This is a genomic window from Gardnerella sp. DNF00983 (genome assembly GCF_049244265.1).
Taxonomy (GTDB): Bacteria; Actinomycetota; Actinomycetes; order Actinomycetales; family Bifidobacteriaceae; genus Bifidobacterium; species Bifidobacterium vaginale_J.
In genome coordinates this window covers 840,728-867,322 of sequence record NZ_CP058392.1, presented here as the reverse complement: position 1 = coordinate 867,322, position 26,595 = coordinate 840,728, and the positions used below count along the sequence as shown (strand labels likewise).

Below are 26,595 nucleotides of genomic sequence, written 5' to 3'. Positions count from 1 at the left end.
ACTTTGCGGGCGCGCTTTTTGTAATTAGTTCTGACTACACAATATGTAGATTGGAAATAATTAGTATAGTATCATTAACCTTATGTTGAAACTCATCATAGAAATAGTTATTGGCATTATATGGGCTGCTGCTGGTGCATATATGGCTAAGAATAATAAAAATAGAAAGAGCGGCAAGAATAGCAAAAGTAGCAAAAGTGCTACAAGCGATAAAAATAACGAAAATGTGCAAGCTTATATTCTTAATGATGATGAGAAAGATAACAACAATAAACTTAAGAATGAAAGAAATTCTTCTATGAAAATCGATTTAAATTTTGCAAAATTTACTAATACTGCAAAAAAGTGGCGGTGGATTCCTGCGATAGTATTGTTAATAGTTGTGCTTGCTATAACTGCAATATTTGCTCTCGCAAGGTTCATAACTGATTGCATGTGGTATTCACAGCTTGGATTCGAGAGCGTAATTTGGATTCAGTTAGGCGCAAAAATCGGCGTTTGGGTGCTTTATGCAATATTAATGTCTGCTTTTGGCTACCTGTCTGCAGCTTTGGCAATAAAAGCGCGTCCAAGCAATGCGGATGGAACTTATATTCGAATTAAAGGCAATGTTATTGATTTAGAGCAGGGAATTAGTTCAAAGCTTGCTTTGCATGTTGCAGGAATTTTTTCATTGATTGTAGGTGCAGTATTTGGATTTAAATTCTACAATCATTGGGCGCAAATTTTGTTAATGTTTAACGCTCAACCTTTTGGCATTAAGGATCCGCAATTTGGAATTGACAATGGGTTCTATGTATTCGTATTACCAGGATTAAGGTTATTTATAAGCGCATTTGTGCTTTTATTGGTAATATCTCTTGTTTTCTCTATTATTACGCACATTCTTATGGGAGCAATTCGTTTTAGTATGCCTATCGATGGTAAAGGCATATTAAGTATTACAAAACGAGCACGTAGACAAATTTCTGTATGGTTTATGCTTGTGATTTTGGTGTGGGCACTTCAACAGATTTTAGACATGTTCGCTTTAGTAACTCTTGATGGCTCTCGAATTACAGGCGGCTCATACACTGACATGAATGCTGGCGTTCCTGGAAGCATAGCAATGGCAGTGATAACAGTGCTAGTTGGTTCTATTATTGCATTTTGGTTTATGAAATCTCATGCTTTATCTGTAGAAGCACCAATTTCAGTGCGTTTTAAAACAGCAATTAAGGCATGGAAAACACCAATTATTGCTTTAGCTTTTATGATTGTTTGCTCAATGGTTATATCTTTAGCTTGGCCAGCACTTGTGCAGCGATTTAAAGTTGCTCCTAATGCTCAGGAATTGGAAGCTACTTATATTCAGCGTAATATCGATGCAACAAAGTTTGCTTACGGGCTAAATAACGTAAAGAAAGAATCGTATAACGCTACTTCTAAAGGTAAATCGGGAGCATTATCAAAAGAAGCAGAGTCAACTGCGCAAATTCGTTTGTTAGATCCACAAGTTACGTCTCCAACTTTCCGTCAATTGCAGCAATCGAAGCAATACTACACTTTCGCAGATACGCTTTCAGTTGATAAATACGATATTGACGGTGTAAGTCAAGATACAGTTATTGCTGCACGTGAACTCGATTTAGCTGGAAACGATAATCGAAACTGGGTTAATGATCATACAGTTTATACGCATGGCTACGGAATTGTTGCAGCCTACGGAAATAAAGTGACGTCAGATGGTCAGCCGCAATTCATGGAATATGGTATTCCTGCTCAAGGAAAGCTTACTAAGTCACAAAAGTATGAACCACGTATTTACTTCTCTCCGAATGCTCCTGAGTATTCTATAGTTGGATCTCCAAAAGGGACAGCTCCATGGGAGTTTGATTATCCGACTGGTTCTCAAGGTGCATTAACTACTTTTAAGGGCAATGGCGGTCCAAGTTTAGGCAATTTCTTCTCTAAACTTTTGCATGCAATTAGGTTTGGGTCTGATCAGATTCTTTTCTCTGATCGTGTGACTGCTGAATCTCAAATTTTGTATGATCGTGATCCTAAGACGCGAGTGTCTAAAGTTGCTCCTTACTTAACTTTGGATGGTCGAGTTTATCCTGCAGTAGTAGATGGTCGCGTTAAGTGGATTGTTGATGGCTATACTACTTCTGATTCTTACCCTTATTCTCAGATGACTGATTTTGGTAAGATAACTCAAGATTCCACAACAACAACTTCGCATTCTATTAAGGGATTGACTAATCAAAGAGCAAATTACATTCGTAACTCTGTGAAAGCTACAGTTGATGCTTATGACGGATCTGTTGATTTGTATGTGTGGGATACGAAAGACCCTGTAATCAAGGCTTGGAGATCAATTTTCCCAGGTCACTATCATGACATTTCTAAGATTTCTGGCGATTTGATGAAGCATTTGCGTTACCCAGAAAGCTTGTTTAAAGTTCAACGCTATCTGCTTGCAAAGTATCATGTGGATACAGCAAGCCAATTCTTCTCTGGAGAAGATTTTTGGCAAACCCCTGTGGATCCTACTGAATCTCAGAAAGCACAAAAAGAAGATATTTTGCAACCTCCATATTATTTGACTTTGCAAACTGGAGACGCAAAGAAACCGGTGTTTTCGCTTGTTTCTACTTATATTCCAGCTGGTAAAAGCACGCGTGAAATATTGACTGGTTTCTTGTCTGTTGATTCGGATGCTGGGGATACTCCTGGAAAGATCGGTCCGAATTACGGTAAGCTTCGTTTGCAAGAATTGCCTAAAGTGTCTAATGTTCCGGGACCTGGTCAAGCTCAAAATAATTTCAACGCTAATGCGAATGTTTCTAAAGAGTTGAATTTGCTTGAATCTGGTTCAACGAAAGTTAAGCGTGGAAACTTGCTAACTTTGCCTCTTGGTGGAGGACTGGTTTATATAGAGCCTGTTTATGTGCAATCTAGCGGTTCTACTAGCTATCCTTTGCTTAAGAAGGTGTTAGTTGCTTTTGGAGATCAAGTTGGATTTGCAGATACGTTAGATGAAGCACTTAATCAAGTATTTGGCGGAAACTCGGGTGCTTTGGCTGGAGATGCTTCTAATAATTCTTCTTCAAACAATGCTGCTGAAAGTAACGAATCTAAGGATGCTGCTTCTAAAGAAGGCGCTTCTAAAGAAGGCACCGCTAGGGAGAATGAGTCTAAGAATTCAGAAAAATCTAATTCTATGAGCCAAAAAGCTAAAGAAGCGCTTAAACGTGCAGCTCAAGCGTTAAAAGATTCTGATTCTGCTATGCGAGCCGGAAACTGGGAAGCTTACGGAAAGGCGCAAAAAGAGCTGAGTGATGCTATTAATGAAGCAATGAAAGAAGAATCAGGTAAGTAAATAGGTTTTCGTTAATATCTCAGTTTGTGAGTTACAAAAGTAGCGAATGTTACGTTATTTTCGTTACTTTTGTAGCTCACATGCGCTGTTTTAATTCATTTCACAATTGGTTATCTGGATCCTCATCTTCGTCTGCTGAGCCAAGCAGAATTCTTTCACAAACGTTAACAATGCACATAAGAAGCGCAGTAAGAATTATTATTACTATTGTTGCAGAAAAAATAAGTGGTGTTCTAAATGAGTTATAAGCGAATTGAAGCCAAATTCCTAGCCCATCTTTGGCTCCCAAATATTCTGCAGTTGAAGCAGTTCCAAAGACATAAGCTGCACTAATGCGTATGCCACCAAAAATTTGGCGAGCTGCAACCCTTAATTTAACATGCCACAAAGTCCAAGTTCTGCTTGCTCCACAAGTTAAAGCAACATCTGTATAAAAACTTGGAACAGCGTCAAGACCTCGTATAGTTTGCACAGCAATAGGGAACATGCTGAAAACCATTACTATTACAATTTTTCCAGATATTTCAAAACCAAACCAAATCAAAAAAATTGGCGCAATAGAAATTAGTGGCATAGTTTGCGCTGCGCATAAAAGCGGGAATAAAGCAGATTTAACAAGCTTACAAACATGGAAAATAACACCTAAAAGAATTCCAACTACTATTGCAATAGAAAAACCGATAACTGTTTCTTGTGTTGTAATTAATGCTGCAGGTAATAGAGTTGGCAAAGAGTCGGTTGTTGATTGAGCAATTGAAGATGGTGTTGGAATCAAATTTTCCGAAATTTTATAATATTCGCATGCATATTGCCAAAAAACAAGTAAAACTATTACAGAAAATACAGTTGGCAGATATTTAATTAGCATACGTTGAAAACGCGATTGCGCCATGAAAACTCGATCCCTTTCTTTAAATGACTTCGATTGCTGCCCCAATCGAATTATTTAAAACTACAAATAGCATGTACATTCTATTAGAAGCGCACAACTTCTGTGAATTTAATAGTGTACATGATTTTTATTTGTCTATTTAATCATGCATAATCTAAATGTTTCGTGAGTCAATGTGTGGCAAACTGTAGCAGATTGAATCTGCTCAGGGGCATTGAACGGCGCGGGCTAGGCCCTTTGTTACCGTTTTCTGCCGAGTTCGTGTCACTTTCCCAGAAGAACGGTACAAGAAACAAAGTAGGGAACTCATGAATATGCGTATTTTAAAGCGTACTCTTGCGTTTGTTCTTTCTGCATGCTGCGTATTTTCTTTCTCGGCATGTGGATCTGCAAGTAGTAGTAAGAATGCAAATCTTCGTAAAGTGTCGTTTATGCTATTTTGGGCACCGGATACTAATCATATTGGTATTTATGTTGCTAAGCATAAAGGATGGTTTAAAGATGCTGGATTAGATGTCAATATACTTGCTGTTGCTCAGACTGGTTCGGAACACGCAGTTGATAGTGGTGTTGCTGATTTTGCTCTTAGTACTTTGACGAATGCTGCTGATTTTTCAACAAAGGGAGCAAATCTTGAGCAAGTTATGCAAGTTCAGCAAAAGCCAAGTGCTATTTGGTGTTCACTTGCTTCGAACAATAAGATTCATTCTCCAAAAGATTTTGATGGTCGTACTTTTGCAACTTTTGGTTCAGCTGAAGGTGATGCTGTAATTCGTAGGATGATTCAACACGATGGCGGTCAAGGTAAGTTCGACAAAGTTACCGTTGGAACTTCAACTTTTAGAACTCTTGAATCTGGCAAAGCTGATTTTGGCGGCTTCTACGGCACTTGGGAAGGCGTGCAGTCTGAAATGTTTGGACCAAAGCTTCGCTGCTTCATGGAGGGCGACTACGGTGTGCCAGGTCAGCCAGATACTATTGGAATAATAGCAAATAAGCGTACTGTAGCTAAAGACCCTAAGCTTGTTCGAGCATTTGTTAAAGCTGCAAAGCGCGGATATGAATATGCTTATGAACATCCTGATGAGGCTTCTGAAATTCTTGTGAAAGAAGCAAAAGATGCTAATCTCGACATAAAGTTTGTTAAGCGTAGCATGAAGATGATTGTTGACGGTCAATATTGGGGCAATCGCGCGGATATTAAGAGCGGAAAATTTGTGTTCGGAACCACTGATGTTAAAGGCGCTCAAGCTTACTTTAACTTCTTAAGTAAGGAAGGTGCTTACACTGATTCTAAAGGCAAAGTAACTCATAAAACTCCGCAAGCAAAAGAATTGTCTACTGACGAATTTTTGAAATAAATAACATAATGACTTGAGTCTTGATAGAATAGGCTGAAGTATATAAGGGCGTATCGAGTAGTTGTAATTTTACGTTCAGCTACAATCGATGCGCCCGTTTTGTTGTTTTGCTAAATATTTGAATGGGGAGTGGTCTGCCATGGCATCGGATTTTTGGCTTATTGCTGGCTTGGGAAATCCTGGTACAAAATATGAGGGTACTAGACACAACATGGGTTTTATGGTTGCAGACGTTTTGGCACAACGTTGGTCAGTATCTCTTTCGGATCACAAAGGTTTAGCTAAACTTGGCAAAGGTGTTATGAATCTTGATGGTCGCGTAGCAAAGTTTTTCCTTGCTAAACCGTTGACTTTTATGAATGATTCTGGTGCTGCAGTATCTTCTATAAGCTCCTATTATCAAATAGAACCGGATCATATTGTGATAATTCACGATGATATGGATTTAGATTTTGGGCGCATTAAAGTAAAAGCAGGAGGTTCTGCTGGAGGGCATAACGGTATTCGTTCTATCGATCGCTCTCTTGGTACTCCTCAATATTCTCGAGTGAGAATGGGTGTTGGTCATGCGCAGCGTGGTGCTCATGCGCACGATAATACTGTCAATTGGGTTCTTGGAGGTTTTGCTGCAGCTCAAAAATCTGATCTTCCAAACTTTTTAGCAGATGGTGCTGATGCTGCAGAAAGTATTATTTTCCATGGATTAGCAGCAACGCAGGAGAAGTTTAATGGCCGCTGATAGCAGGTCTAATATCAAAAACAACAAGAATGATAAGACTGATGATATTTCAGTAATAAGCTTGAGAGATATTCTTAATGATTTATCAACTAAGGATTCACTTTTTAAAGCTTTATCTGAATATGATCTTGATGCGATATCTGATTATTGTTGCGAAAGTGCGAATAAAAATCGTAAAGATTTAGATTCAATAAGTGGAGATTTAACAATTTCTTCTCCTATTGGCATTCGTTCTGCTATTGTTGCTGCATTAGCTAAGAAAAAGCCGGTTGTTGTTATTGTTCCATCGAGTAGAGATGCTGAAGATTTTATTGCATCTGTACGTGATTGGTACGATGGTGATGCTCAAGACGTTGCTAAATTAGAAGCGTGGGAAACGTTACCTCATGAAAGGCTTTCGCCTAGAGCAGATACTGTTGCTAGCAGGATTGCAGTGTTTCGTAGGCTTTGCCATCCTGAAAATAACACATCACTTTTTGGTCCGATTCGCGTGTTGGTTATGCCTGTGCGATCGCTTATTCAGCCTGTAGTTGAAGGCATTGGTGATATAGATCCTCTGTTATTTGAGTGCGGAAAAGAATTAACTCTTGAATATGCTGTGAAACGTTTGGTAGAAAACGCATATACTCGTGTTGATTTGGTGATGGAACGCGGAGAGTTTGCTGTTCGCGGTGGAATTATTGACGTTTTTGCGCCAACGATGACACATCCTGTGAGAATTGAATTTTTTGGTGATGAAATTGATACTATAAAGCAATTTCATGCTTCTGATCAGCGCACTTATGGCAATAATATTGCAAGTATTTGGGCTACGCCTTGTCGTGAGCTTCAGATTACAGAAAAAATTTGCAAGCGCGCGCGTTCTCTTATTGGCACAATTCCAAATGCTGACGATATGCTTGAATCAATCGCAAATTCTATACCTGTAGAAGGTATGGAGTCTTTGTTGCCTGCACTAGTTGATCGCATGGAATCAGTGCAAAATATGCTTCCAAAGGAATCTGTTATTATTTTATCTGATCCCGAGAAATGCCGTAGAGCTGCAGATGACGTAACTGCTACAGCTAACGAATTCTTAGCAGCTAGTTGGCATGTTGCTGCTTCTGGTCACGGTTCTGGAGCTCCAATAACATTCGATCAAGCTAATTTCTTGGATTTTGATGAAACGATTTCATCGTTAGAATTGTCTAATCATGACGTATGGAAATTAACATCTTTTGGTGTTGACAATCAAATTTATGGAAATATTGCTTTGCCAGCATCGGCTCCACAAGAGTTTCGAGGAGATGAATCGAAAGTTTCTGGCGGCATCACTTCTCTTGTTGACAATGGTTTTGCTGTAACTATTACTGCAGCGGCTTCTGGTACTCTTGCACGCTTGAGGCGCGCTATATATGCGACTGGTGTACATGAATTTACTACAGTGCGCTCAAGTATTTCGGATGGCTTCATTGATAATGCTTCGCGTATCGCGATTCTTACAGAGCGTGATCTGACAGGTAAATCTTCTGCATCAGCTCAACTAAAAACTCCAAAACGCAGGCGCAAAGCAATCGACCTAATGGAACTAAAGCCTGGTGATTTCGTTGTGCACGAGCAGCATGGTATTGGACGTTTTGTTGGAATGAAACAACGTAATATTGCTGTTTCGGGTGGTAGTGCAACTCGCGAATATTTAGTAATTGAATATGCCCCTAGCAAACGTAACGCTCCTAACGATAAGCTTTTTATTCCAACCGATCAGCTTGATTTAGTAAGTAAATATATAGGTGCAGAAATACCAAAGCTTAACAAGCTCGGAGGTTCCGACTGGGCTCAAACTAAAGCAAAAGCTAAAAAGCATGTTCATGAAATTGCTGAAAATCTTATTAAACTTTATTCAGCAAGGCAGCAATCTCGCGGATTTGCATTTAGTAAAGATACTCCTTGGCAAAAAGAGTTGGAAGACGCATTTCCTTATCAAGAAACTGCTGATCAGCTTACAACTATTGACGAAGTAAAAGCAGATATGGAAAAGCCAATACCAATGGATCGCTTAATTTGTGGAGATGTTGGTTTTGGTAAAACTGAAATTGCGTTACGTGCAGCTTTCAAAGCTGTGCAAGATTCTAAGCAAGTTGTTGTTTTAGTTCCAACGACATTGCTTGTTCAGCAGCATTACGAGACTTTTACAAATCGCTTTGAAGGATTCCCTGTAAAAGTTGCTGCAATGAGTAGATTCCAAACTTCTAAAGAGATTGAAGAAACTTTAGCTGGATTGCAAGATGGAAGCATTGACGTTGTTATTGGAACGCATAAGCTTTTGAATCCTAGTATAAAGTTCAAAGATTTAGGTTTGGTTATTATTGACGAAGAGCAGCGTTTTGGTGTGGAACATAAGGAAACGCTTAAAGCTTTGCGCACAAACGTTGACGTATTAAGTCTTTCGGCAACGCCAATTCCTAGAACTCTTGAAATGGCTGTAACTGGTATTCGTGAAATGTCTACTCTTGCAACTCCTCCAGAAGATAGGCTTCCAGTGCTTACATACGTTGGTGCGTATGATAATTCTCAAGTTGCTGCATGCATTAAGCGTGAATTGTTGCGTGGGGGTCAGGTTTTTTACGTCCATAATCGCGTTGAAGATATTAGTTCTGTTGCAAGTAAGATTCAGGAGCTTGTGCCAGATGTCCGTGTTGCTATCGCTCATGGAAAAATGGGGGAGAAGCAGCTCGATGCTGTTATTCGTGATTTTTGGCATAGAGATATTGATGTGCTTGTTTGTACGACGATTATTGAAACAGGTCTTGATATTTCTAATGCGAATACACTTATTGTCGATCACGCAGATAGATTCGGTTTAAGCCAGTTGCATCAGCTTCGTGGTCGAGTGGGTAGAGGTCATGAGCGTGCCTACGCTTACTTTTTGTATGATCCGTCTAAGCCTATGACACAACAATCTCACGATAGACTCTCAACAATTGCTCAGCATACTGCACTTGGTTCTGGTTTTGATGTTGCGATGAAAGATTTGGAATTGCGCGGAACTGGAAATTTGCTTGGAGATGAGCAAAGTGGTCACATTGAGGGTGTTGGATTTGATTTGTATGTTCGTATGGTTTCTGAAGCTGTTGAAAAATATAAGGAACCTGAAAGAGTTGAGCCTGTTTGTGTAACTATTGATCTTCCTGTTGAAGCTTCTCTTCCAGTTGATTATATTGCTTCTGACAAGCTTCGTTTGGAGGCGTACAGGAAGCTTGCTGCTGCTAAGGATAATAGTGATTTGCAAGAACTTCACGATGAGCTTCTTGATCGCTTTGGTAATCCGCCTGAAGAGTTTGAGTCTTTGTGTGAGGTTGCTCGTTTGCGTTTTAAAGCACGCGAGATTGGTATTACGCAAATCAGCTCTCAAGGAAAATCAGTGCGAGTTGTTGGCGTCGATCCAAAAGAGTCTGTGATGATGCGTTTGAAGCGTATTTATAGAGGCTTACAGTATCGTCCTCTTACTCATATGCTTATTGTTCCAGCTCCTTTTGAATCTTCACTCGGTGCTGATTCAATGAGTGAGCATGAGATACTTTCATGGGTGCGTCAGCTTCTTGATGACGTCGCTTGGTAAAAATACTCAAAAATGGTGCATGTTGTTTTTGTAGAATGAATATCAAAGTTGTCTTGTTACGCTAAAAATATTTTGCTCAAAATGTTCTTGTGCTTTTATATTATTTTCGCTCGGTGTGAGATAAAACAGAATAATGTCTGCAGCATAAACTTTGATTCCATTACGCAAAACATCGATAATACCGCGTTTAGCAAGCTCTGATTGTAGGCGGTTTAGGAACGAACGTCTTTTTTGTTCAGATTGTCCTATGCCTAACAAATCAAATTGTTCAGGTTGCGTTGTTTTAAGAAAGCGGAAAAGTCACGTTTCATCAATGGCATATTCATTGTTGTAACCGGCATTAGAGCCTTCCTCATAACCATTATGTTCAACAAGCCAATTGACAATGAGTGTTTCTAGGCCGTTTTCTTTTGTGTTGGTAAAACGCATCATTGTTCTTCCTTCGATTTTTTCTTTGCTGTTTTCTCAAGGCTTTTTATTGTGTCAAGGTAAGATTTTTCAACGGGAGAAAGATTATTGACAATAAAACGCTGATATTCTTTATCGGCTTTTTCGATCGCCTGCTTATGACTGACTTTGCCTGCGCCATTTAAAAGCTTTTCTCCGGTAGCAGAAAGAATATGATCTAAGTGTTCCACATAATCACTCATATGCATAGGATTGTGACGCATAGCTTGCACTTCAGCAAAATCGAAATATCCTGAAACAATACTATTCAATATCTTCAGCTCATCTTCTGATAAATAATTTTTAGCAATATGCGTGTCTTTTGCTGTTGGAAAATCGCCGGAAAAAGTAGTAAGGCCCATAAAAGGTTTATTCGCATCTGCTCGTTCATAAATAACTTCAGCAGCTGTGTGACCGTGAGCAGCATAATGTAGCTTGTTTTGTACCAGCTTGAAGAACGCAAGTGATTCTCTGCTTTTTGGGTTATAGTCCACGCTTGTGGCATATAAATCCAACACTTGACGATACATGACTTTTTCTGAAGAACGAATATCGCGAATACGATCTAAGAGTTCATGCCAATAATTGCCACCTCCGAGCTGTTTTAAGCGTTCGTCGTCCATGGTAAAACCCTTGATCATGTACTCTTTCAAACGCTCACTTGCCCAACGGCGAAAATTCGTCGCGATTTTGGATTTAATACGGTAACCAAGGGAGATAATCATGTCGAGATTATAGTAGGTAGTGAGATATTTTTTCCCGTCTGAGGCAGTTGTTCGGAATTTCCGAACAACTGAATTTTCCTCAAGTTCTTCCTCTTCAAAAATATGTTTAATGTGCTCACTGATGTTGGATTTACTTGTTTGATAAAGATCGCATAGTTGTTGTTGCGTCAGCCAAACTGTTTCATCCACGAAACGCACGTCAATTTTTGTTTCACCATCATTGCTTTGATAAATAACAAGATTGCCTTGATTATCGGCACTAGATATTTTTTTGTCTTCAGGCATAATTACACCTCCTCTGGTATTTCATCTTCGCTCTGTAATGTGTCGTTATCATCTGATTTATAGAGAGTTTCTTCAACCTGTTCATAGTCTTGTATCTCAACATCTCGTACATCAATTTGTCCTGTAACCACGTCGGCAATAAGGCTTGATATCGTAGCAGGAGTAGGTGGCATCTTTAATTTTGTCTGCAACAGGAATAAAGATTAGGTCTCTGCTAAAGTCAATCAAAATCATATTTTAGATAATTTAATTAACGAAACGGAGAGCCGCCTTCGTGCATAAAGCGTGTCTTTATTTTACATGAATTGCTCTTAAAAGAGAATCTTTCGTTTCGTAAAAAGATGAAATAGAAAGCTAGGTGATGAAAATGTATAAGAACAGTAAGCAGACCTCATTCAACAATTAGAAAGCGTGTATGTGAGATTTAAACGCTGTTTATCAAAGGCGTAAATATGCTTGTTAAAGATAAACGAGAAATCATCGCAACGCATAAAGAGATGGTAAAAACTGTTTTTGATACTTCAAGTCTTGAAAATGAACAACTGAAACTTGAAGAAGAACTCAACATCGTAGCTGACAAGGTTAACAACTGCATCAATGAAAATGCACGGAAATTGCAGGACCAGGATGAGTATGAGAAAAAATATACGAGTTTACTTTCCTTGATGGGAGCGTAATGAAAATAGACGGGTAAACAACGAATATACAATATATAAAGGCTAGTCAATATTGCAGTGCCTTTATCAATTATTTTTTCGCGTTCTTACTGTAACGCTTCTCTAAGCTCATCTTCTATTTCAACGTGATTATTTGGACGCTTTTGTGCATCAAGTTGGCTTCGATCAATATTCCAGTTTTTCTCAATGATTCCGTCTTTAATCATAAGAATTCTGTCAGAAAGTCTTACTGCTTCGGAAATATCGTGCGTGACCATTATTGTGGTCCAGCCATGTTTCTGTCTTAGATTATCAAGCAAATCTTGCATGTCTAAACGAGTTAAAGCATCTAATGCTCCGAAAGGCTCGTCTAAAAGTAGTAATTCAGGATTATGAACTAAAGCTCTAGCTAATGAGACTCGTTGGGCTTGACCACCTGAAAGTTCTGATGGCCATTTCGAACCGCAATTATTAAGTTGCATATCATTAAGAGCTTTTTCTGCAATAGATTTTAGTTCTGATTTGTTTCCTTGTATGCCGAAAACTACGTTCTTACTTACTGTTAGCCATGGTATTAATCTTGCATCTTGGAAACCTATTGCTTGATGTTGTGTGACGTTTATTGTTCCAGAATCAGGTTTGATTAATCCTGAAATAACTTTAAGAAGAGTAGTTTTTCCGCATCCTGAGCGTCCTATTAAAGATACGAATTCGCCTTTTTTAATATTTAGATTTATATCTCGCAATATTTTAGCGTTATTTTTAAAAGTCACGCCAATATGTTCTAGAGTAACGCAGTAAGAGTTATCTTTAGTCTCATAGTTTTCTTCTATTTGAGTGTCCATATTTACTCCTACTGCGTTGCTCTAAATCATGTTTATATAATCTTGTTATATAACTTTGTTTTAATTTTGATTAATTAGTTATATATTATTTTATTTTGATATTTAATTTTTGTTTTTATGAATATGTGTTTTATAGATATATGGATTAATTTACTTCGTGCAATCCATTACAGAATCTTTCAAATTCTTTGGAGCTTGCTTAATTAAACCATATTTCACGTATTCTTTAGCTTGAGTTTCCATCATTTTCAAACCTTTTTCATCGATTGGACGAATAGTTGGATTGTCAAACTTTTCAATTTGCTTAATAATAGTTTCGCTTGCTCCGAGCTGCTTGTAAGCGTTTCCAATAACATTGTTTTCTTTATGAGACTTTTTTGCTTCGCGAACAAGAGCCTTGTACATCTTCTTAACAAGATCTGGATGCTTTTTGGCAAAGCTCTTAGAAACAATGTGAATAGTAACGTTCATATTGCCGTACTTTTTAGCATTTACAAGCAATTTTGCGCCTGGAGTTGTCATTGCTGCAGCAAGATTCTGATCGAATGAGGAAATTGCGTCAATCTGTCCAGAAGTAAATGCTGCCTGGAAGTTCTTAGGACTCATCTCAACTTTGTTAACTTTAGAAACGTCTAAACCGCTTTTATCAAATGCGCGGTGAAGCATGTAATCGCCAGTGTCACCGTTGTGAATAATAGCAACTTTCTTTCCGTATAAGTCTTTTAGTGTTTTCACGCCGCTTTTTGCGGATGCAACGATTCCTTGAGAATCACCATTGTAATATTCGAGCGCAAAAGCTACCCATGGTTGTCCTTCAGCAATCAAATCAATGAAGCGTCCGGTTCCAGTAGTTGTAGCATCTGCATTTCCGCTCATAACAGCAGTAAGACCATCAACTGGAGTGTAAGGGCCAGTGTAAACTACTTTAGATTTGCCAAATTCGTCTTGAAGGAATTTCTCATTTTTCAAAGTAGTTAAATAATTTGCTGTAGAAAGATAAGCGACTCTCATAGTTCCAGCGTCTTCTTTTGAAGAAGCGCTTGATGATTTTTGTGAGCTTCCGCAAGCTGCGAGAGATACTGTTGCGCAAACAGCGCAGATTAATGCAATAATGCTCTTTTTAGAAAATCGCATTTTTAAATTAGCCATGATATATAGTTCCTTTTGTTTGTTGTTTTATTTATCTGTTGTTTGTTTGGTTGTTATTATTTGGTTGTTGATTCTAAATATTGACTAATTCTTAAAAAGCAATTTAATGCATTTTAAAAAGTAGTTAACTTTAGAAAAATGTTGATATTACTAGATTATTGGCGTGATTTTCTATCTAATCTGCGTTCAGGTATAAGAAGATATTCTAATATGTTTGCAGTAAGCTCAGATCCAAGACCTGCAATTGCGTACATAATAACGCATGCCATCATTTGATCAGGCCTAAAGAATTCTTGCGCTCTTGAAAGAATGTATCCAATTCCAATAGAAGAATTGACTGTTTCGCAAGTCACTAATGCAACCCATGCTACAGATATTGCAAATCGCAAACCTGTCATAAAACTTGGAAGTGTACCGCGAAGCAAAATAGATATAAAAATAGTAGATTTTTTAACGTGATAAACCTGCGCTAATTCGAGAAGTTTCGGATCAATATTACGCACTCCGTCGCGAATATTAACGTACATAGGTCCAAAAACGCCAACAGCTATAAGCGCTATTTTCATCGTTTCATCTATTCCGAGGAAAATTATTAATATTGGAGCTAAAGCCGGGAATGGAATTGATCTCAACATGTGGCTTGGTTTATCAACTACAATATTGCCAAGCTTACTGCCTCCTGCAAGTATGCCTGCAGGAACAGCAAAAATAATTCCTAACAAAAGCCCTAAAAGAACTCGTAAAATACTTATTCCTAAGGATTTTAATAATATGCCTTCGTTGTTTAAATCAATAAAGGCTTGTATTACTTCATATGGGGATGGCAAAGAACGGTCTTCGATTGGAGAAAGAGTTGTAAAAAACCACAAAACCAAAATGAGGATGGTTGAAATCCACACTTTACACGAAGATACCGCTTTAAATGCAATCTTCAATATGTTTTTCGCTTTATTAGGCGAATTGTAAGTCATGCGACAATCCCTTCGATAGTCTTAGCTATATCAGGTTCAACGAGTGTATTCTCAGCGCAACACTGTATGTATTGTTGTTTGGCACGATGTAGTTGCGCACCCCGTGTCTGAGGTCATTATCGCTTAAGGGTATGGACAAGTGTATTTTAAATCGATATTTATAAACGATATTGCTTAAAAATATACAATTGGCTCATATGACTCGAGTTAAATCAAAATATTGTGAACGTTCACGGCATAAATACGCTGATACTCAATATAACGTCCATAAAACGCACTAGTCTTGGAAGAGTCATCACAACCCATAGGTATAAAGGAGTAGTTGTGGCAGCTATTGAAAGCGTATATGCACGCGAAATTTTGGATTCTCGTGGAAATCCTACTGTTCAGGTTTATTTGGAGACCGAAGATGGCGCTCAGGGTATTGGTTTAGTGCCTTCTGGTGCTTCTACTGGTGAAGCTGAAGCTTGGGAACGTCGCGATGGCGACAAATCCCGTTATCAGGGCAAGGGCACGTTGGAAGCTGTTAAGGCTGTCAACGAGGTAATCGCACCTAAGGTTATTGGCATGGATGCCACCGATCAGCGCGCTCTTGATGAGACGATGATTGAGCTTGATGGCACGCCAAACAAGGGCAAGCTTGGTGCTAACGCAATTCTCGGCGTTTCCCTCGCTGCTCTCTACGCTGCTGCCGAGTCTGCTCAGCTTCCGTTGTACCGCTACATTGGCGGCACCAATGGTCACATTCTTCCAGTTCCAAACATGAACATCATGAACGGTGGCGCTCACGCTGATTTCGCAACCGATATTCAGGAGTACATGATTTCTCCTTACGGTTTCGCAACCTACAGCGATGCTTTGCGCGCTGGTGTTGAGGTTTATCACACCTTGAAGAATGTTTTGAAGAAGGAAGGCTTGGCTACTGGTCTTGGTGACGAAGGTGGCTTCGCTCCAAAGATGAAGTCCAATGAGGATTCCTTGAAGTACATCATGGATGCAATCGCAGCCGCTGGCTACGAGCCAGGCAAGCAGATTGGTATTTCTCTTGACGTTGCTTCTTCCGAGTTCTACAACAAGGAAACTGGTAAGTATCGTTTCGATGGCGAAGAGCGCGAATCTGCTTACATGCTCGATTACTACGAGAAGCTCATCAACGAGTATCCAATCGTTTCCATCGAAGATCCATTCCAGGAAGAAGGATGGGATGATTGGGCAGAAATCACCAAGCGTCTTGGTGATCGTTTGCAGTTCGTTGGCGATGATTTGCTCGTCACCAATCCAAAGCGTTTGGCTAAGGGTATTGAGCTTGGTGCAGCTAACTCCTTGCTCGTGAAGTTGAACCAGATTGGTTCCGTCACCGAAACCCTCGACGCTATTGAGCTTGCGACTAAGAACGGCTTCACTTCTATGGTTTCCCATCGTTCTGGTGAAACCCCAGATACCACCATTTCTGATCTTGCCGTTGCTAAGAACACCGGCCAAATCAAGACTGGTGCTCCTGCTCGTGGCGAGCGTATTGCTAAGTACAACCGCTTGCTTGAGATTGAGGAAGAGCTTGGTTCTACCGCTCAGTATGCTGGTTACAGCGCATTCAAGGCTTGCAAGAAGTACATGAAGTAACTTTTAGTTTTAAAGTAACTTAGTGGCTTCTTAAGTCTTTGAGTTTTAACGGTCAGTCGTGTTTACGGCTGACCGTTTTTTATTAAATATTTTTGAAAAAATCAAAACGCGCAAAAAATTTTCTTAAATTTACTTTCATTCTCATCATAATAGTGATATTTTTGTGAGAAAATCGAAACAGAAGGAGATGTTTCATTATGCGAAAAGTAGCAGTTATTGGTATGGGAAATGTTGGCGCAGCTGTTGCTCACCAGCTTGTTGTTGGTGGTTACGCCGACGAGTTATACCTGTATGACAAGAATGAAGCTAAGGTTAAGGCTGATGCATTGGATTTTGAGGATTCAATGGACAATTTGCCTTTTAATGTAAACATTACTGTCAATGATTACGATGCTTTGAAAGATGTTGAAGTTATCGTAAGCGCTATGGGCAATATTAAGCTTTTAGACGTCCCAAATCCTGATCGTTTCGCAGAACTTAAACATAATCGTGTTCAAGTTGAAGAAGTTGGTGCAAAGATTAAAGCTTCTGGCTTCCATGGTGTTTTAGTTGATATTACTAATCCTTGCGACGCTATTTGCCAGCTTTATAAAGAAACAACTGGTCTTCCTTATGAAAAAGTTATTGGCACTGGAACTTTGCTTGATTCTGCGCGTCTTCATCGCGCTGTTGGCAAATTCTTCGGAGTTCATCCAAAAGCTGTGAAGGGCTATAGCTTGGGTGAACATGGTGATTCACAGTTCGTTGCATGGTCCACAGTTAAGGTTCTTGAACAGCCGATTGTTGAGCTTGCAAAAGAAAAGAATATTGATTTAGATGCTGTTGATGAAGAAACTCGTCAAGGCGGCTTCACTGTGTTCTACGGAAAGAAGTATACAAATTACGGTATTGCTGCTGCTGCAGTTCGCCTGGTTCATGCTGTTCTTTCGGATTCAAAGGAGCAAATGCCTGTTTCGAACTATCGCGAGGAATATCATTCTTATCTTTCTTACCCAGCAATCGTTGGTCGCGAAGGTATTGTGAAGCAGTGCCAACTTGACTTGACTGAAGAAGAGTTGCAAAAGTTGCAGCATTCTGCAGATACAATTTTGAGCAAGGCTCAAGCAAAATAGATAAGTCAAAAATAAAATAACTAAAAATAGTACTTTTGAATCTAAAATATTTTTTACAGATTTTAGATAAAAGCGTATTGAAAAATGTCGTTGTAGGTTTAATTGCTCTTCAAGAGTGTTGAATTTACAGCGACATTTTTGTTATAAAAATTTTTGATATTAGATTATTTATTATTTGAATTCATAAAGCTGGTTAGTCCTAATTGTTTATGATATATACTTTTAACTATAAATGACATTATTTTTTGGGGGAAATATGATTTCTAGTGCATACATAAGTGTTGGAAGCAATATAGGTGATAGATTACTTAATTTGCGTCAAGCTGTTTCGCTATTGAAGCAAAATTCACATATAAGCAATATTATCGTTTCTTCAGTGTATGAAACCGAACCAGTTGGTGACGTAGTGCAAGACAGTTTTTATAACATTGCTTTACGCTTGGACACTGATTTAACAGCTTTTGAATTGCTTGATTTTATTCATGATATTGAACAGCGTCTTCACAGAAAGCGCATAGTTCGTTGGGGCCCTCGAACAATCGATTTAGATATTATTGATTTTGGTGGTCAAACTATAAAAAGTGAAAATCTTACGATTCCGCACAAAGAAAGAGATAATCGCAGATTCGTATTAGTTCCTTTGCTTGAAATAAGCGCAGACGATGCTAATTATCATGAGCTCATCCAAGATAAGCTTAATAAAACTAGCGACACTAATTGGATTAATATTATTGAAAGTAGCGAAGTTTTTAATTAGTTTGGAATATAAATTTAGTTTTAAATATGAGGCTTTAGAAAGAAAGAATACAAATGCGAATTATTGAAAGCAATTTGGAGAATGTATCTTCTAAAAATATTGCAGATATAGCGTTACTGCAGGATCTTTGCGTAAATCAAAAAATTTTATGCACGTGGGAAAATATTAGCGAAAACGATTTAAACAAAGTAGCTGATTTTCTCGATCATTTTGATACAGCTATCAAAGTATCCGAGTCTTCTATTGACTTCATTTTGCCGCTTATTGCTCTTAAACCTTTTATGCAAGAGTGCGAAAAAGCATGGTACGAAGATCAAGAATTACTTGCAAGTTTGCGCTCGCTATTAAAGCAAAAAGCAATTGTGTGGAATGCAGGGCGATTCTGCTTTGATACACTTGACAAGCCTATAGTTTACGCGATTTTGAATATTACTCCTGACTCATTCTATGATGGTGGCAAGTACCAAAGTGAAGACGAGGTAAATAGCCATATTAAAGAAATAGTTGAAGCTGGTGCTGATGTTATAGAAGTAGGCGGTCAAACTACAAAACCTGGCGGTTATTTAGAAATTACTCCAGAAGAGGAAATAAGGCGCGTTATACCTGCTATTAAGTATATTCACAAAAATTATCCTCAAATTGCTGTAGCAGTAGATACTTACAAGTTACCTGTAATGGAAGCTGCAATTGAAGCTGGCGTAGATATTATAAATGATGTTCGCGCGTTTGATTCTCCAGAAAAAGTAAAGCTTATGGCAGATTCTAACGTTGGATTAGTGACAATGCATAGCAATAGAGATACAGAATATGACAATTTAACAAAGGTTATGTGTCAATTCTTTAGCGATAATTTAAAAATGCTTGTTGATGGAGGAGTTGACTTAAATAGGATTATTCTTGATCAAGGAATTGGCTATGCAAAGGTTGCTGATGGTGAACAAGATTATGCAATGATGCGAAATATTAATCAATTGCATCGTTTTGGTCGACCAATATTGGTTGCGATTTCTAGAAAAGGCTTTGGTAAGAAGCTTTTTAATTTAGATAAAGAAGATCGTTTGCCTGTCACTTTAGTTGCAGAAACAGCGATGTTTATGGCTGGTGGGCGTGTAATACGTGCTCATGATATTGCAGAAACAAAGCAATTAGTCGAAATGATTGATGTTATTAATAGAAATTACTGGTTTAAGTAGAAAAATTTAAATAATTTTTTTGCAGTTTTGTTCGTCAGTTTTTTTAATTTTAATAACGAATAAATGTAGTGTGACTGTAAATGCAGTGTTACTGTAAATGTGACACAACAGCATTTTGCATCTAAAAGCGCGTAAGATACTAGCGGAATGCATGATGTTTTCACGTCGAATACATCAAGTAATTTAGAAAGTATGGTTATGAAAAAGCGTCGTAAAACAGCATTAGGTGAAGATGTAGCACCATTGCAACAGCGTCGACTACTTTCAGGACCACTTGTGTTTTTATTTATGGTTTTTGTAGTTACTGTTGGTTCAATTGAGTGCATTTCAACAGTTAGAAATTATGCGTTAAGCTTATCTGAGCTTCATGCACTTCAGCGTGAAGAAAGTGATTTACGTGAACAAAAGCGTACGTTGAATAATAATATTGACCGATGGAAAGACAAAGCATACGTTACTGCTCAAGCTAGAGATCGTCTCGGCTTTATTTTTCCCGGTGAACAGGCTGTTCGCGTAGAGCATCCTGAAGCAGTAACTGGAAAAGTTCCGAATGAATTTGCTCAAGAAAATAGCGAAACTAAGACTCATTCAGTCTTGCCTTGGTATAGTGACTTAATGTATGCAATACATAAAGCAGACAAACCAGATACTGTGCCATCCTTATAACATATAAACTGATAAAATATATAAACTGATAAAGTAAAAAATTATTTATTTGTAAAACAGCTTTAACAGGAGTAGAAACGCATGGCTAACAGCCAAGAAAGTTCAGATAAAATGCAGAACAGTAATAAGAATTATATTCCAAAAGAAGCTGTAAAACGTTTATTTACTACACCTGCGAGTGATGCCGAGCGTGCAATTGTTGAAAAGCAGCTTGGAAGATTCCCTAGAGGAATGGTAGCTGTTGGTGCTCGTTGCGTTTGTGGTAGACCTCTTGCTGTTATTACTAGACCGTGCTTAGAAGATGGCACTCCATTCCCAACTACATGCTACCTTACCAGTCCTGAAGCTGTAAAAGCGGTGTCTCGCGTCGAAGCAGACGGTATTATGCGAGAATATAACGAGCTATTGCAATCGGACGAAGATCTGAAAAAACAATATGAGCGTGCGCATAAGTATTATTTGGAATTCCGTCATGAATTAGCTGTGTCTTTGGGGGATAGTGAAGAGCATATTAGTCAGATGAGCGCTGGTGGAATGCCAGTTCGTGTTAAATGCTTGCATGCTTTGCTTGCGCAAACATTGGTAATGGGCAAAGGTGTAAATCCGATTGGTGATATGGTGTTAGAGCGCATTAAAGATGAGTTTGATCCTAGCGTGTGCCGCTGTACTACTCCGTGGAGCGATGATGCATATGCTACTGAAACGGAAGTTGTTGTGGAAGACGAAATGGATGCAAAAGATAAAACTGCAGAGGGCGAAGCTGTGAAAAGTGAAACGATTACTTTCGCAGAAAAAACAGTACAGGTTGCCGCAATTGATTGCGGTACGAATTCTATTCGACTAAAAATTGCGCAAGTTTCTGAGCATGGAATGAAAGATATTGTGCCTCGTATGCTTCGCGTCGTTAGACTAGGTCAGGGAATTGACGAAACTCATCGTTTCGCAGATGACGCTTTGGAACGAGTGAGGGATGCTGCGCACGAATTTGCGCAAGTTTTGAAAGAACATCCAGTTGATGCGATTCGTTTTGTGGCAACTTCAGCTACACGAGATGCTGAAAATCGTGAGATTTTTGAACAAATGATGATTGATGAGCTTGGTGTTCGCCCTGAAGTTATTAGTGGTACTGAAGAGGCAGCTCTTAGCTTCCTTGGTGCAACAAGCGTTGTGTCTCGCGATGAGTTGCAGCCACCGTATCTCGTAGTTGATTTAGGTGGAGGCTCTACTGAGTTAGTGCTTGGAGGAGATGGGGACTGCTTGCCGGCGCACAAGGTTTCTGCAGCATACTCCATGAATGTTGGTTCCGTTAGAATGACGGAAAGGCATTTGCACACTGATCCTCCTACTGAAGAGGAAATTCAAGCTGCGATTGAAGATATTGACAAGCATATTGATGATGCTTTCAAAGTTGTCCCTGCAGGACGAGCGCGCACTATTATTGGCGTTTCTGGAACTGTGACAACTATGGCTGCTTTGACTATGGGATTGCAGCATTATGATCATACTGCTGTCGATGGTGTGCGTATTGGATTAGAGCAGGCTTATGCTGTTAATAATCGATTTTTGCGTATGCCTAGGGACTGCAGGCGCACGTATGCGACAATTCACCCAGGGCGCGTGGATGTTGTCGGCGGTGGAGCAGTGATTTGGAGCCGTGTGTTGGAGAGATTAGCAAAAGCTGCGTATGAGGATCACGGAGGTGTTTTGGATACGTTTATTGCAAGTGAGCATGGTTTGCTTGACGGAATTACGCTTGATTTGGGAAGAAAGTTACTCGCCACACGCTGAGCTTGTTCTTTGCTTAGATGTATGGCATAATAAGTGATTGCTGCCTCTGTGGCGGAATTGGCATACGCATCAGACTTAAAATCTGACGCCCTTACGGGCTTGTGGGTCCGAGTCCCACCGGAGGCACAAACAAAGCGCTGCACAGTTTTTAGCTGTGTGGCGCTTTTTGCTTTCTGAGTTTTCGGGTAGTCTATGACAGTTCAGTAAGATTGATGGGTTATAGATCAAAAAGTGTGTAAAGCTAAGCTGATGAATATTCTGTGGCATAAGCCACAAGCCTCAACACTGTTAAAAACTCAGTCGAGTATCTGAGAAAGTAACGGTAATCACCAAAACACTGTTAAAAACTCAGTTAGTCAACTGAGAAAATAACACTCACGCGTTACTGGTGCAGAACGCTAACTGCGCGAATAACGATAAACTGTCAATATTCGTTACTAATGCAGCGCGACGACTGCACCAGTAACGGTGTTACTACGGAAGACCTCGCTTGGGGCTTATAACCCCCAAATACTGTTAATATCTCAGTCAATTATCTGAGAGAGTAACGGTCATGAGACACTCGCGCAGAACGCTAACTGCACGCGAGTCTCAAAACAGGCAAAATGAGACACTGGTGCAGAAACGGTAATGCGTTGGTGTTGGAAGATTGGGATTATTGGACTCTGGTGCAGAAACGGTACTGCGTTACTGTCGGAAGGCAGGCAGATCAGACGAGCGTGGGCAACTTGTTATACACCGTAGGTTTGAGGGAATGACCAGCTTCCGCTTTTTAGCATCACTTAGTGTTCCTTGGTATTTCAACGAAAACTCGGTTTTTTTTTAGACACACTTTTTGCCGATTGTTTCCGCTTGGAATCTTCTATAGCATTATTGCCAGTTTTTGGATAATTTATGTAAAAATTGAGTATTTATAATAAAATACTTCATTAAGAGTAAGGAGACTGTTGATATATTTTTTGGGGGGAACAAAAATGGACGAAACCATAGCTTGGGGAGATGAAAGTACAAAATCCAGCAAATCTGGGATACAGGCATACCACATATGCGCATGCATTTGCAATTTACCAGAGTTTGTTGTGAGAAATAAACTGTTAGATGCAACAAAGAAACATGTTAATAAATTGCATTGGCGCGATATGACAATGCGTGAAAAAGAAAAATCTATACGAATTATAGAAGATCTAGATTTACAATATATTATCGTTTCTATGCCAAGAAATTACCTAAATTTGAAACCTGAAAGAGCAAGAAGAAAATGCATGGAAACTTTACTGCAAACATTGGAATCTCAGTATAAAGTAAATTTACTAATTCTTGAGTCAAGAGAGAAACACCAAAATGCTAAAGATCTTGTATTGCAAAAATATTTGATAAAAAATAAAACAATACAGAAATTACAAATTGAATTTAAGAACGGAAAAGATGACGCAAGATTATGGATACCAGATCAAATTCTTGGATTTTATGGGGAACAATTAAATAAATGTGAAGATCCTATATCGGTAAATCTCATCCAAAAATTCAAAAAGGTTCACGTAAAAAATATCTAGCATACTTAACAAAGCATGTGACAATATTGTCGCATACTGATACAATGAATTTATTGCCTATCTCTTCGGAGGATATGGAAGTTGGAGCCGGAATTGCCTGAGTATCTTGGGCGCCGGCTCCTGCGATATCTAGAGTCATGTGCCAAATGCGAAACACTGTTAATATCTCAGCTAACGACTGAGTTAGTAACGACGATTAGTCAAACACTGTTAGAAACTCAGTTAGTCAACTGAGAAAATAACACTCACAACCCAAACACTGTTAAAAACTCAGCTAATGAACTGAGAAAATAACACTCACGCGTTACTGGTGCAGAACGCTAACTGCGCGAATAACGATAAACCGTCAATATTCGTTACTAACGCAGTGCGACGACTGCACCAGTAACTGTGTTGATACGGAAGACCTCGCTTGGGGCTTATAACCCCCAAATACTGTTAATATCTCAGTCAATTATCTGAGAGAGTAACGGTCATGAGACACTCGCGCAGAACGCTAACTGCACGCGAGTCTCAAAACAGGCAAAATGAGACATTAATGCAGAAACCGTACTGCACTAGTGTCTGAAAATAGACAAATCAGACGCGCGGGGACAACCTGTTATACACCGTAGCTTTGTGTGTGTGGGTGACCAGTTTCCGCTTGTAGGTTTTCGCTTACACGCTTATGTTGACGGTGTGTGATTACATAGTTGTAGATATGACTGTTTAGCAATTTGAACCCCGGCTTAGGCTGGGGTTCATTGCGTATAAGGCAAAATGCGAATGATATTGAGAAACGATATCGTCCAAATATTTTAATATTTTAGGAGGCTGGAAAGTGCATAATCATAACGATGTAACTCGAACTAATAGCACTGATTCACGCTCAAGAAGTGCGAATGAAAATGCCAACTCTTTCGATACTAATTACAACAATGCCAACGCAGCTTCCCAAGCAGAAGCAATTCACGCAAGTCATGCGCATCAGCATCGTTTGCTTCTTACGCTTTCTCTTACTGCAACTGTGTTCTTTGCTGAGGTAATTGGTTCTTTCATAACCAATTCCTTGTCGCTTCTTATAGACGCAGGTCATATGCTTACAGACATTTCGGTTCTTGCAGCTTCAACAGTTACTGCAATTCTTATGCGTCGTCGTCCAAATAGTAAGCGCACGTGGGGTTGGGCGCGTCTTGAGGTTATTACAGCTGCTGCGGGAGCTCTTATTTTACTGCTTGTAGGAGTGTATGCTCTTGTTGAAGCTGGAATGCGTCTTTTTGGTAGTGGCCATCAAGGCATTCACGATGTAAATCAGCTGCTATTCTTTGGTATTCTTGGTTTAGCTGCGAATTTAGGCTCTCTTGTAATTCTTATGTCTCAATCTCAAGACAACATGAATATGCGTGCCGCATTTCTTGAGGTTATGAACGATGCTCTTGGATCTGTTGCAGTTGTAGTTTCAGCTATTGTAATGATGAGTACAGGCTGGGCAGGTTTTGATGCTGTAGCTGGCGGTATTATTGCGCTTCTTATGATTCCTCGTGCGCTAAAGCTTCTTAAGAATGCTGTTAAGGTTCTTCTTGAGCAGACTCCTGAAGGTCTTGATTTAAACAAAGTTCGTGAACATCTAGAACATGTTCCTCATGTTCTTGCAGTTCACGATTTGCACGCTAGTACTGTCTCTACTGGTATGCCGATTTTTATGGCACATGTTGTTGTGGATCCTAATATGACAATGTCTCAATGCTCTCAGGTGCTTTCCCAGCTTCAGGACTGCTTACGTGAGCATTTTCCTGTTTCTGTCTCTCACACTACTTTCCAGCTTGAGCCTAAAGGCTATACAACTTCCAGTTCTTCAGAGCATCATGAATAGAGTTTATAAGGTTTTGCTTATAAGTCTTGTTGCAAAGAACGTGACAAGTTTGCATAAATACGTGAATGCGTATTTCCTGTGTCGTAATTGTTTTTGAAGTAAAGTTATATTTATGCCGTTAAAAGAACTAATTGATAATACTCACAGTGAGCGTGTGCGCAGACTCGTTTCTTTAGGTCGCGCAAAGTCGCATGATTTGCAGCGTTTTTTAGTTGAAGGTCCGCAAAGTGTGCGCGAAGCTGTACGTTATGCCACAGATTCGTTATGTGATATTTATGTTACTAAAGATGCTTGTGAAGGTAATGAAAAGGAAAGTTCCCAATTTTCTTCTTTGCGGGAAATAGTTAAAGAAGCTTTATCCCGATCTTGTTATGTTCATCCTGTTGAATCGAGTATTATGCAAAAAATTAGTGCTGATTCACAGGGAATTGTTGCGGTTGCTAATTCGAAATCTTTAGATGATACCTATTTTAGTGAGTTTAAAAATTTGCAACAATCAGCACAAGTAAAAGTAAAAAACGATTTTAAGCCTCTTCGTATTGCAGCATGCTGGCAGGTAAGAGATCCTGGCAACGCTGGTGCTATTATTCGCGTTGCAGATGTTGCTGGATGCGATGCTGTTGTTTTTGTTGATGATTGCGTAAGCCGTTGGAATTCTAAGCTTGTGCGTTCGACTGCTGGCTCGCTATTTCATCTTCCTGTAGTGCAATTAAGCGTTCAAGACTGGTTCGAATACGCTGCAAAATCAAATATTCGAGTTATTGCAGCAGATATTTATGGAACTGACAAGATTAAACCTGTGCCATTTCCAAAAATTTTAGTCAATTCCGAGGTTATTAGTAGTTCTTTGGCTATTTTATTTGGCAATGAAGCTAGAGGCTTACCTAAAGAAGTATTGCAACAGGTTGACGATATTTCAATAATTCCAATATATGGGAAAGCGGAATCGATGAACCTTGCAACAAGTGCAGCAGTAATGCTTATGGGCTTGGCTATGTCGAGTCATGAGCGAAAAATATAGC

20 protein-coding genes, 1 tRNA gene and 1 riboswitch are annotated in these 26,595 nt (G+C 39.2%); of the genes, 15 read left to right on the top strand and 6 right to left on the bottom strand.

The features are described from left to right. The first annotated feature begins 82 nt into the window (after window positions 1–82). Window positions 83–3,364 carry a UPF0182 family protein gene (locus HXT34_RS03270; RefSeq protein ID WP_421784371.1) on the top strand — a complete coding sequence of 1,094 codons (3,282 nt, stop codon included), beginning with the start codon at window positions 83–85 and terminating at the stop codon, window positions 3,362–3,364. Between the two features lie 100 nt (window positions 3,365–3,464). Here the strand turns inward: HXT34_RS03270 and HXT34_RS03265 are convergent, their stop codons facing one another. Then, window positions 3,465–4,256 carry an ABC transporter permease gene (locus HXT34_RS03265; protein ID WP_421784370.1) on the bottom strand — a complete coding sequence of 264 codons (792 nt, stop codon included), beginning with the start codon at window positions 4,254–4,256 and terminating at the stop codon, window positions 3,465–3,467. A 308-nt stretch (window positions 4,257–4,564) separates the two neighbouring features. Here HXT34_RS03265 and HXT34_RS03260 point away from each other — a divergent pair, with 308 nt between their 5' ends. The 3 genes from HXT34_RS03260 (at window position 4,565) to mfd (ending at window position 9,954) form a co-directional block, all read left to right on the top strand. Then, complete coding sequence (locus HXT34_RS03260) at window positions 4,565–5,617, top strand: ABC transporter substrate-binding protein (RefSeq protein WP_415683860.1); 1,053 nt, start codon at window positions 4,565–4,567, stop codon at window positions 5,615–5,617. Window positions 5,618–5,756: 139 nt separating this feature from the next. Beyond that, window positions 5,757–6,356, top strand: a complete 600-nt coding sequence (gene pth / locus HXT34_RS03255) for an aminoacyl-tRNA hydrolase (protein WP_004111397.1) — start codon at window positions 5,757–5,759, stop codon at window positions 6,354–6,356. Further along, a complete protein-coding gene (mfd, locus tag HXT34_RS03250) occupies window positions 6,346–9,954 on the top strand; it encodes a transcription-repair coupling factor (protein WP_421784369.1) in 3,609 nt (1,202 codons plus the stop codon). Before pth ends, mfd begins: the two co-directional genes overlap by 11 nt. Window positions 9,955–10,254: 300 nt before the next feature. Here the strand turns inward: mfd and HXT34_RS03245 are convergent, their stop codons facing one another. After that, entirely contained in the window at window positions 10,255–10,386 is a 132-nt protein-coding gene (locus HXT34_RS03245; RefSeq protein WP_421784368.1) for a hypothetical protein, read from the bottom strand. Further along, complete coding sequence (locus HXT34_RS03240) at window positions 10,383–11,411, bottom strand: virulence RhuM family protein (protein WP_421784367.1); 1,029 nt, start codon at window positions 11,409–11,411, stop codon at window positions 10,383–10,385. The genes HXT34_RS03245 and HXT34_RS03240 overlap by 4 nt, the downstream gene beginning before the upstream one ends. A 452-nt stretch (window positions 11,412–11,863) precedes the next feature. Here HXT34_RS03240 and HXT34_RS03235 point away from each other — a divergent pair, with 452 nt between their 5' ends. After that, on the top strand, window positions 11,864–12,088 hold the full coding sequence (locus tag HXT34_RS03235; protein ID WP_415683862.1) for a hypothetical protein: 225 nt from the start codon (window positions 11,864–11,866) through the stop codon (window positions 12,086–12,088). 86 nt (window positions 12,089–12,174) lie between these two features. Here HXT34_RS03235 and HXT34_RS03230 read toward each other — a convergent pair whose 3' ends face one another. From HXT34_RS03230 to HXT34_RS03220, 3 genes are all read right to left on the bottom strand, one after another. After that, entirely contained in the window at window positions 12,175–12,912 is a 738-nt protein-coding gene (locus HXT34_RS03230; RefSeq protein ID WP_419399311.1) for an ABC transporter ATP-binding protein, read from the bottom strand. A 150-nt stretch (window positions 12,913–13,062) separates the two neighbouring features. After that, window positions 13,063–14,061 carry an ABC transporter substrate-binding protein gene (locus HXT34_RS03225; RefSeq protein ID WP_421784366.1) on the bottom strand — a complete coding sequence of 333 codons (999 nt, stop codon included), beginning with the start codon at window positions 14,059–14,061 and terminating at the stop codon, window positions 13,063–13,065. A gap of 155 nt (window positions 14,062–14,216) precedes the next feature. After that, the gene (locus HXT34_RS03220) at window positions 14,217–15,032 is read right to left on the bottom strand and encodes an ABC transporter permease (protein ID WP_421784365.1); all 816 of its coding nucleotides are present in this window, start codon (window positions 15,030–15,032) and stop codon (window positions 14,217–14,219) included. Then, window positions 15,022–15,146: riboswitch (TPP riboswitch) on the bottom strand. It overlaps the preceding gene by 11 nt. 210 nt (window positions 15,147–15,356) lie before the next feature. Between HXT34_RS03220 and eno the strand changes: the two genes are divergently transcribed. The 10 genes from eno (at window position 15,357) to HXT34_RS03170 (ending at window position 26,594) form a co-directional block, all read left to right on the top strand. Next, on the top strand, window positions 15,357–16,652 hold the full coding sequence (eno, locus tag HXT34_RS03215; protein WP_004111411.1) for a phosphopyruvate hydratase: 1,296 nt from the start codon (window positions 15,357–15,359) through the stop codon (window positions 16,650–16,652). 197 nt (window positions 16,653–16,849) lie between these two features. Beyond that, window positions 16,850–17,764 carry an L-lactate dehydrogenase gene (locus HXT34_RS03210; protein ID WP_415683864.1) on the top strand — a complete coding sequence of 305 codons (915 nt, stop codon included), beginning with the start codon at window positions 16,850–16,852 and terminating at the stop codon, window positions 17,762–17,764. A gap of 256 nt (window positions 17,765–18,020) precedes the next feature. Then, window positions 18,021–18,521: a 2-amino-4-hydroxy-6-hydroxymethyldihydropteridine diphosphokinase gene (folK, locus tag HXT34_RS03205; RefSeq protein ID WP_004119382.1), complete on the top strand. Its 501-nt coding sequence runs from the start codon at window positions 18,021–18,023 to the stop codon at window positions 18,519–18,521. Between the two features lie 53 nt (window positions 18,522–18,574). Then, window positions 18,575–19,714 (top strand): dihydropteroate synthase, encoded by a 1,140-nt coding sequence (gene folP, locus HXT34_RS03200; RefSeq protein ID WP_419399308.1) that lies wholly within the window; start codon window positions 18,575–18,577, stop codon window positions 19,712–19,714. A 192-nt stretch (window positions 19,715–19,906) separates the two neighbouring features. After that, window positions 19,907–20,380, top strand: a complete 474-nt coding sequence (locus tag HXT34_RS03195) for an FtsB family cell division protein (RefSeq protein WP_116431745.1) — start codon at window positions 19,907–19,909, stop codon at window positions 20,378–20,380. Window positions 20,381–20,491: 111 nt separating this feature from the next. After that, window positions 20,492–22,168, top strand: a complete 1,677-nt coding sequence (locus HXT34_RS03190; protein WP_421785436.1) for a DUF501 domain-containing protein — start codon at window positions 20,492–20,494, stop codon at window positions 22,166–22,168. 42 nt (window positions 22,169–22,210) lie between these two features. Then, window positions 22,211–22,294: transfer RNA gene (locus HXT34_RS03185), tRNA-Leu, on the top strand. Between the two features lie 848 nt (window positions 22,295–23,142). Beyond that, complete coding sequence (locus HXT34_RS03180) at window positions 23,143–23,721, top strand: hypothetical protein (RefSeq protein ID WP_421784364.1); 579 nt, start codon at window positions 23,143–23,145, stop codon at window positions 23,719–23,721. A gap of 820 nt (window positions 23,722–24,541) precedes the next feature. Next, window positions 24,542–25,573 (top strand): cation diffusion facilitator family transporter, encoded by a 1,032-nt coding sequence (locus HXT34_RS03175; RefSeq protein WP_421784363.1) that lies wholly within the window; start codon window positions 24,542–24,544, stop codon window positions 25,571–25,573. Window positions 25,574–25,685: 112 nt separating this feature from the next. Then, window positions 25,686–26,594, top strand: a complete 909-nt coding sequence (locus HXT34_RS03170; protein WP_415683870.1) for a TrmH family RNA methyltransferase — start codon at window positions 25,686–25,688, stop codon at window positions 26,592–26,594. Window position 26,595 lies beyond the last annotated feature (1 nt).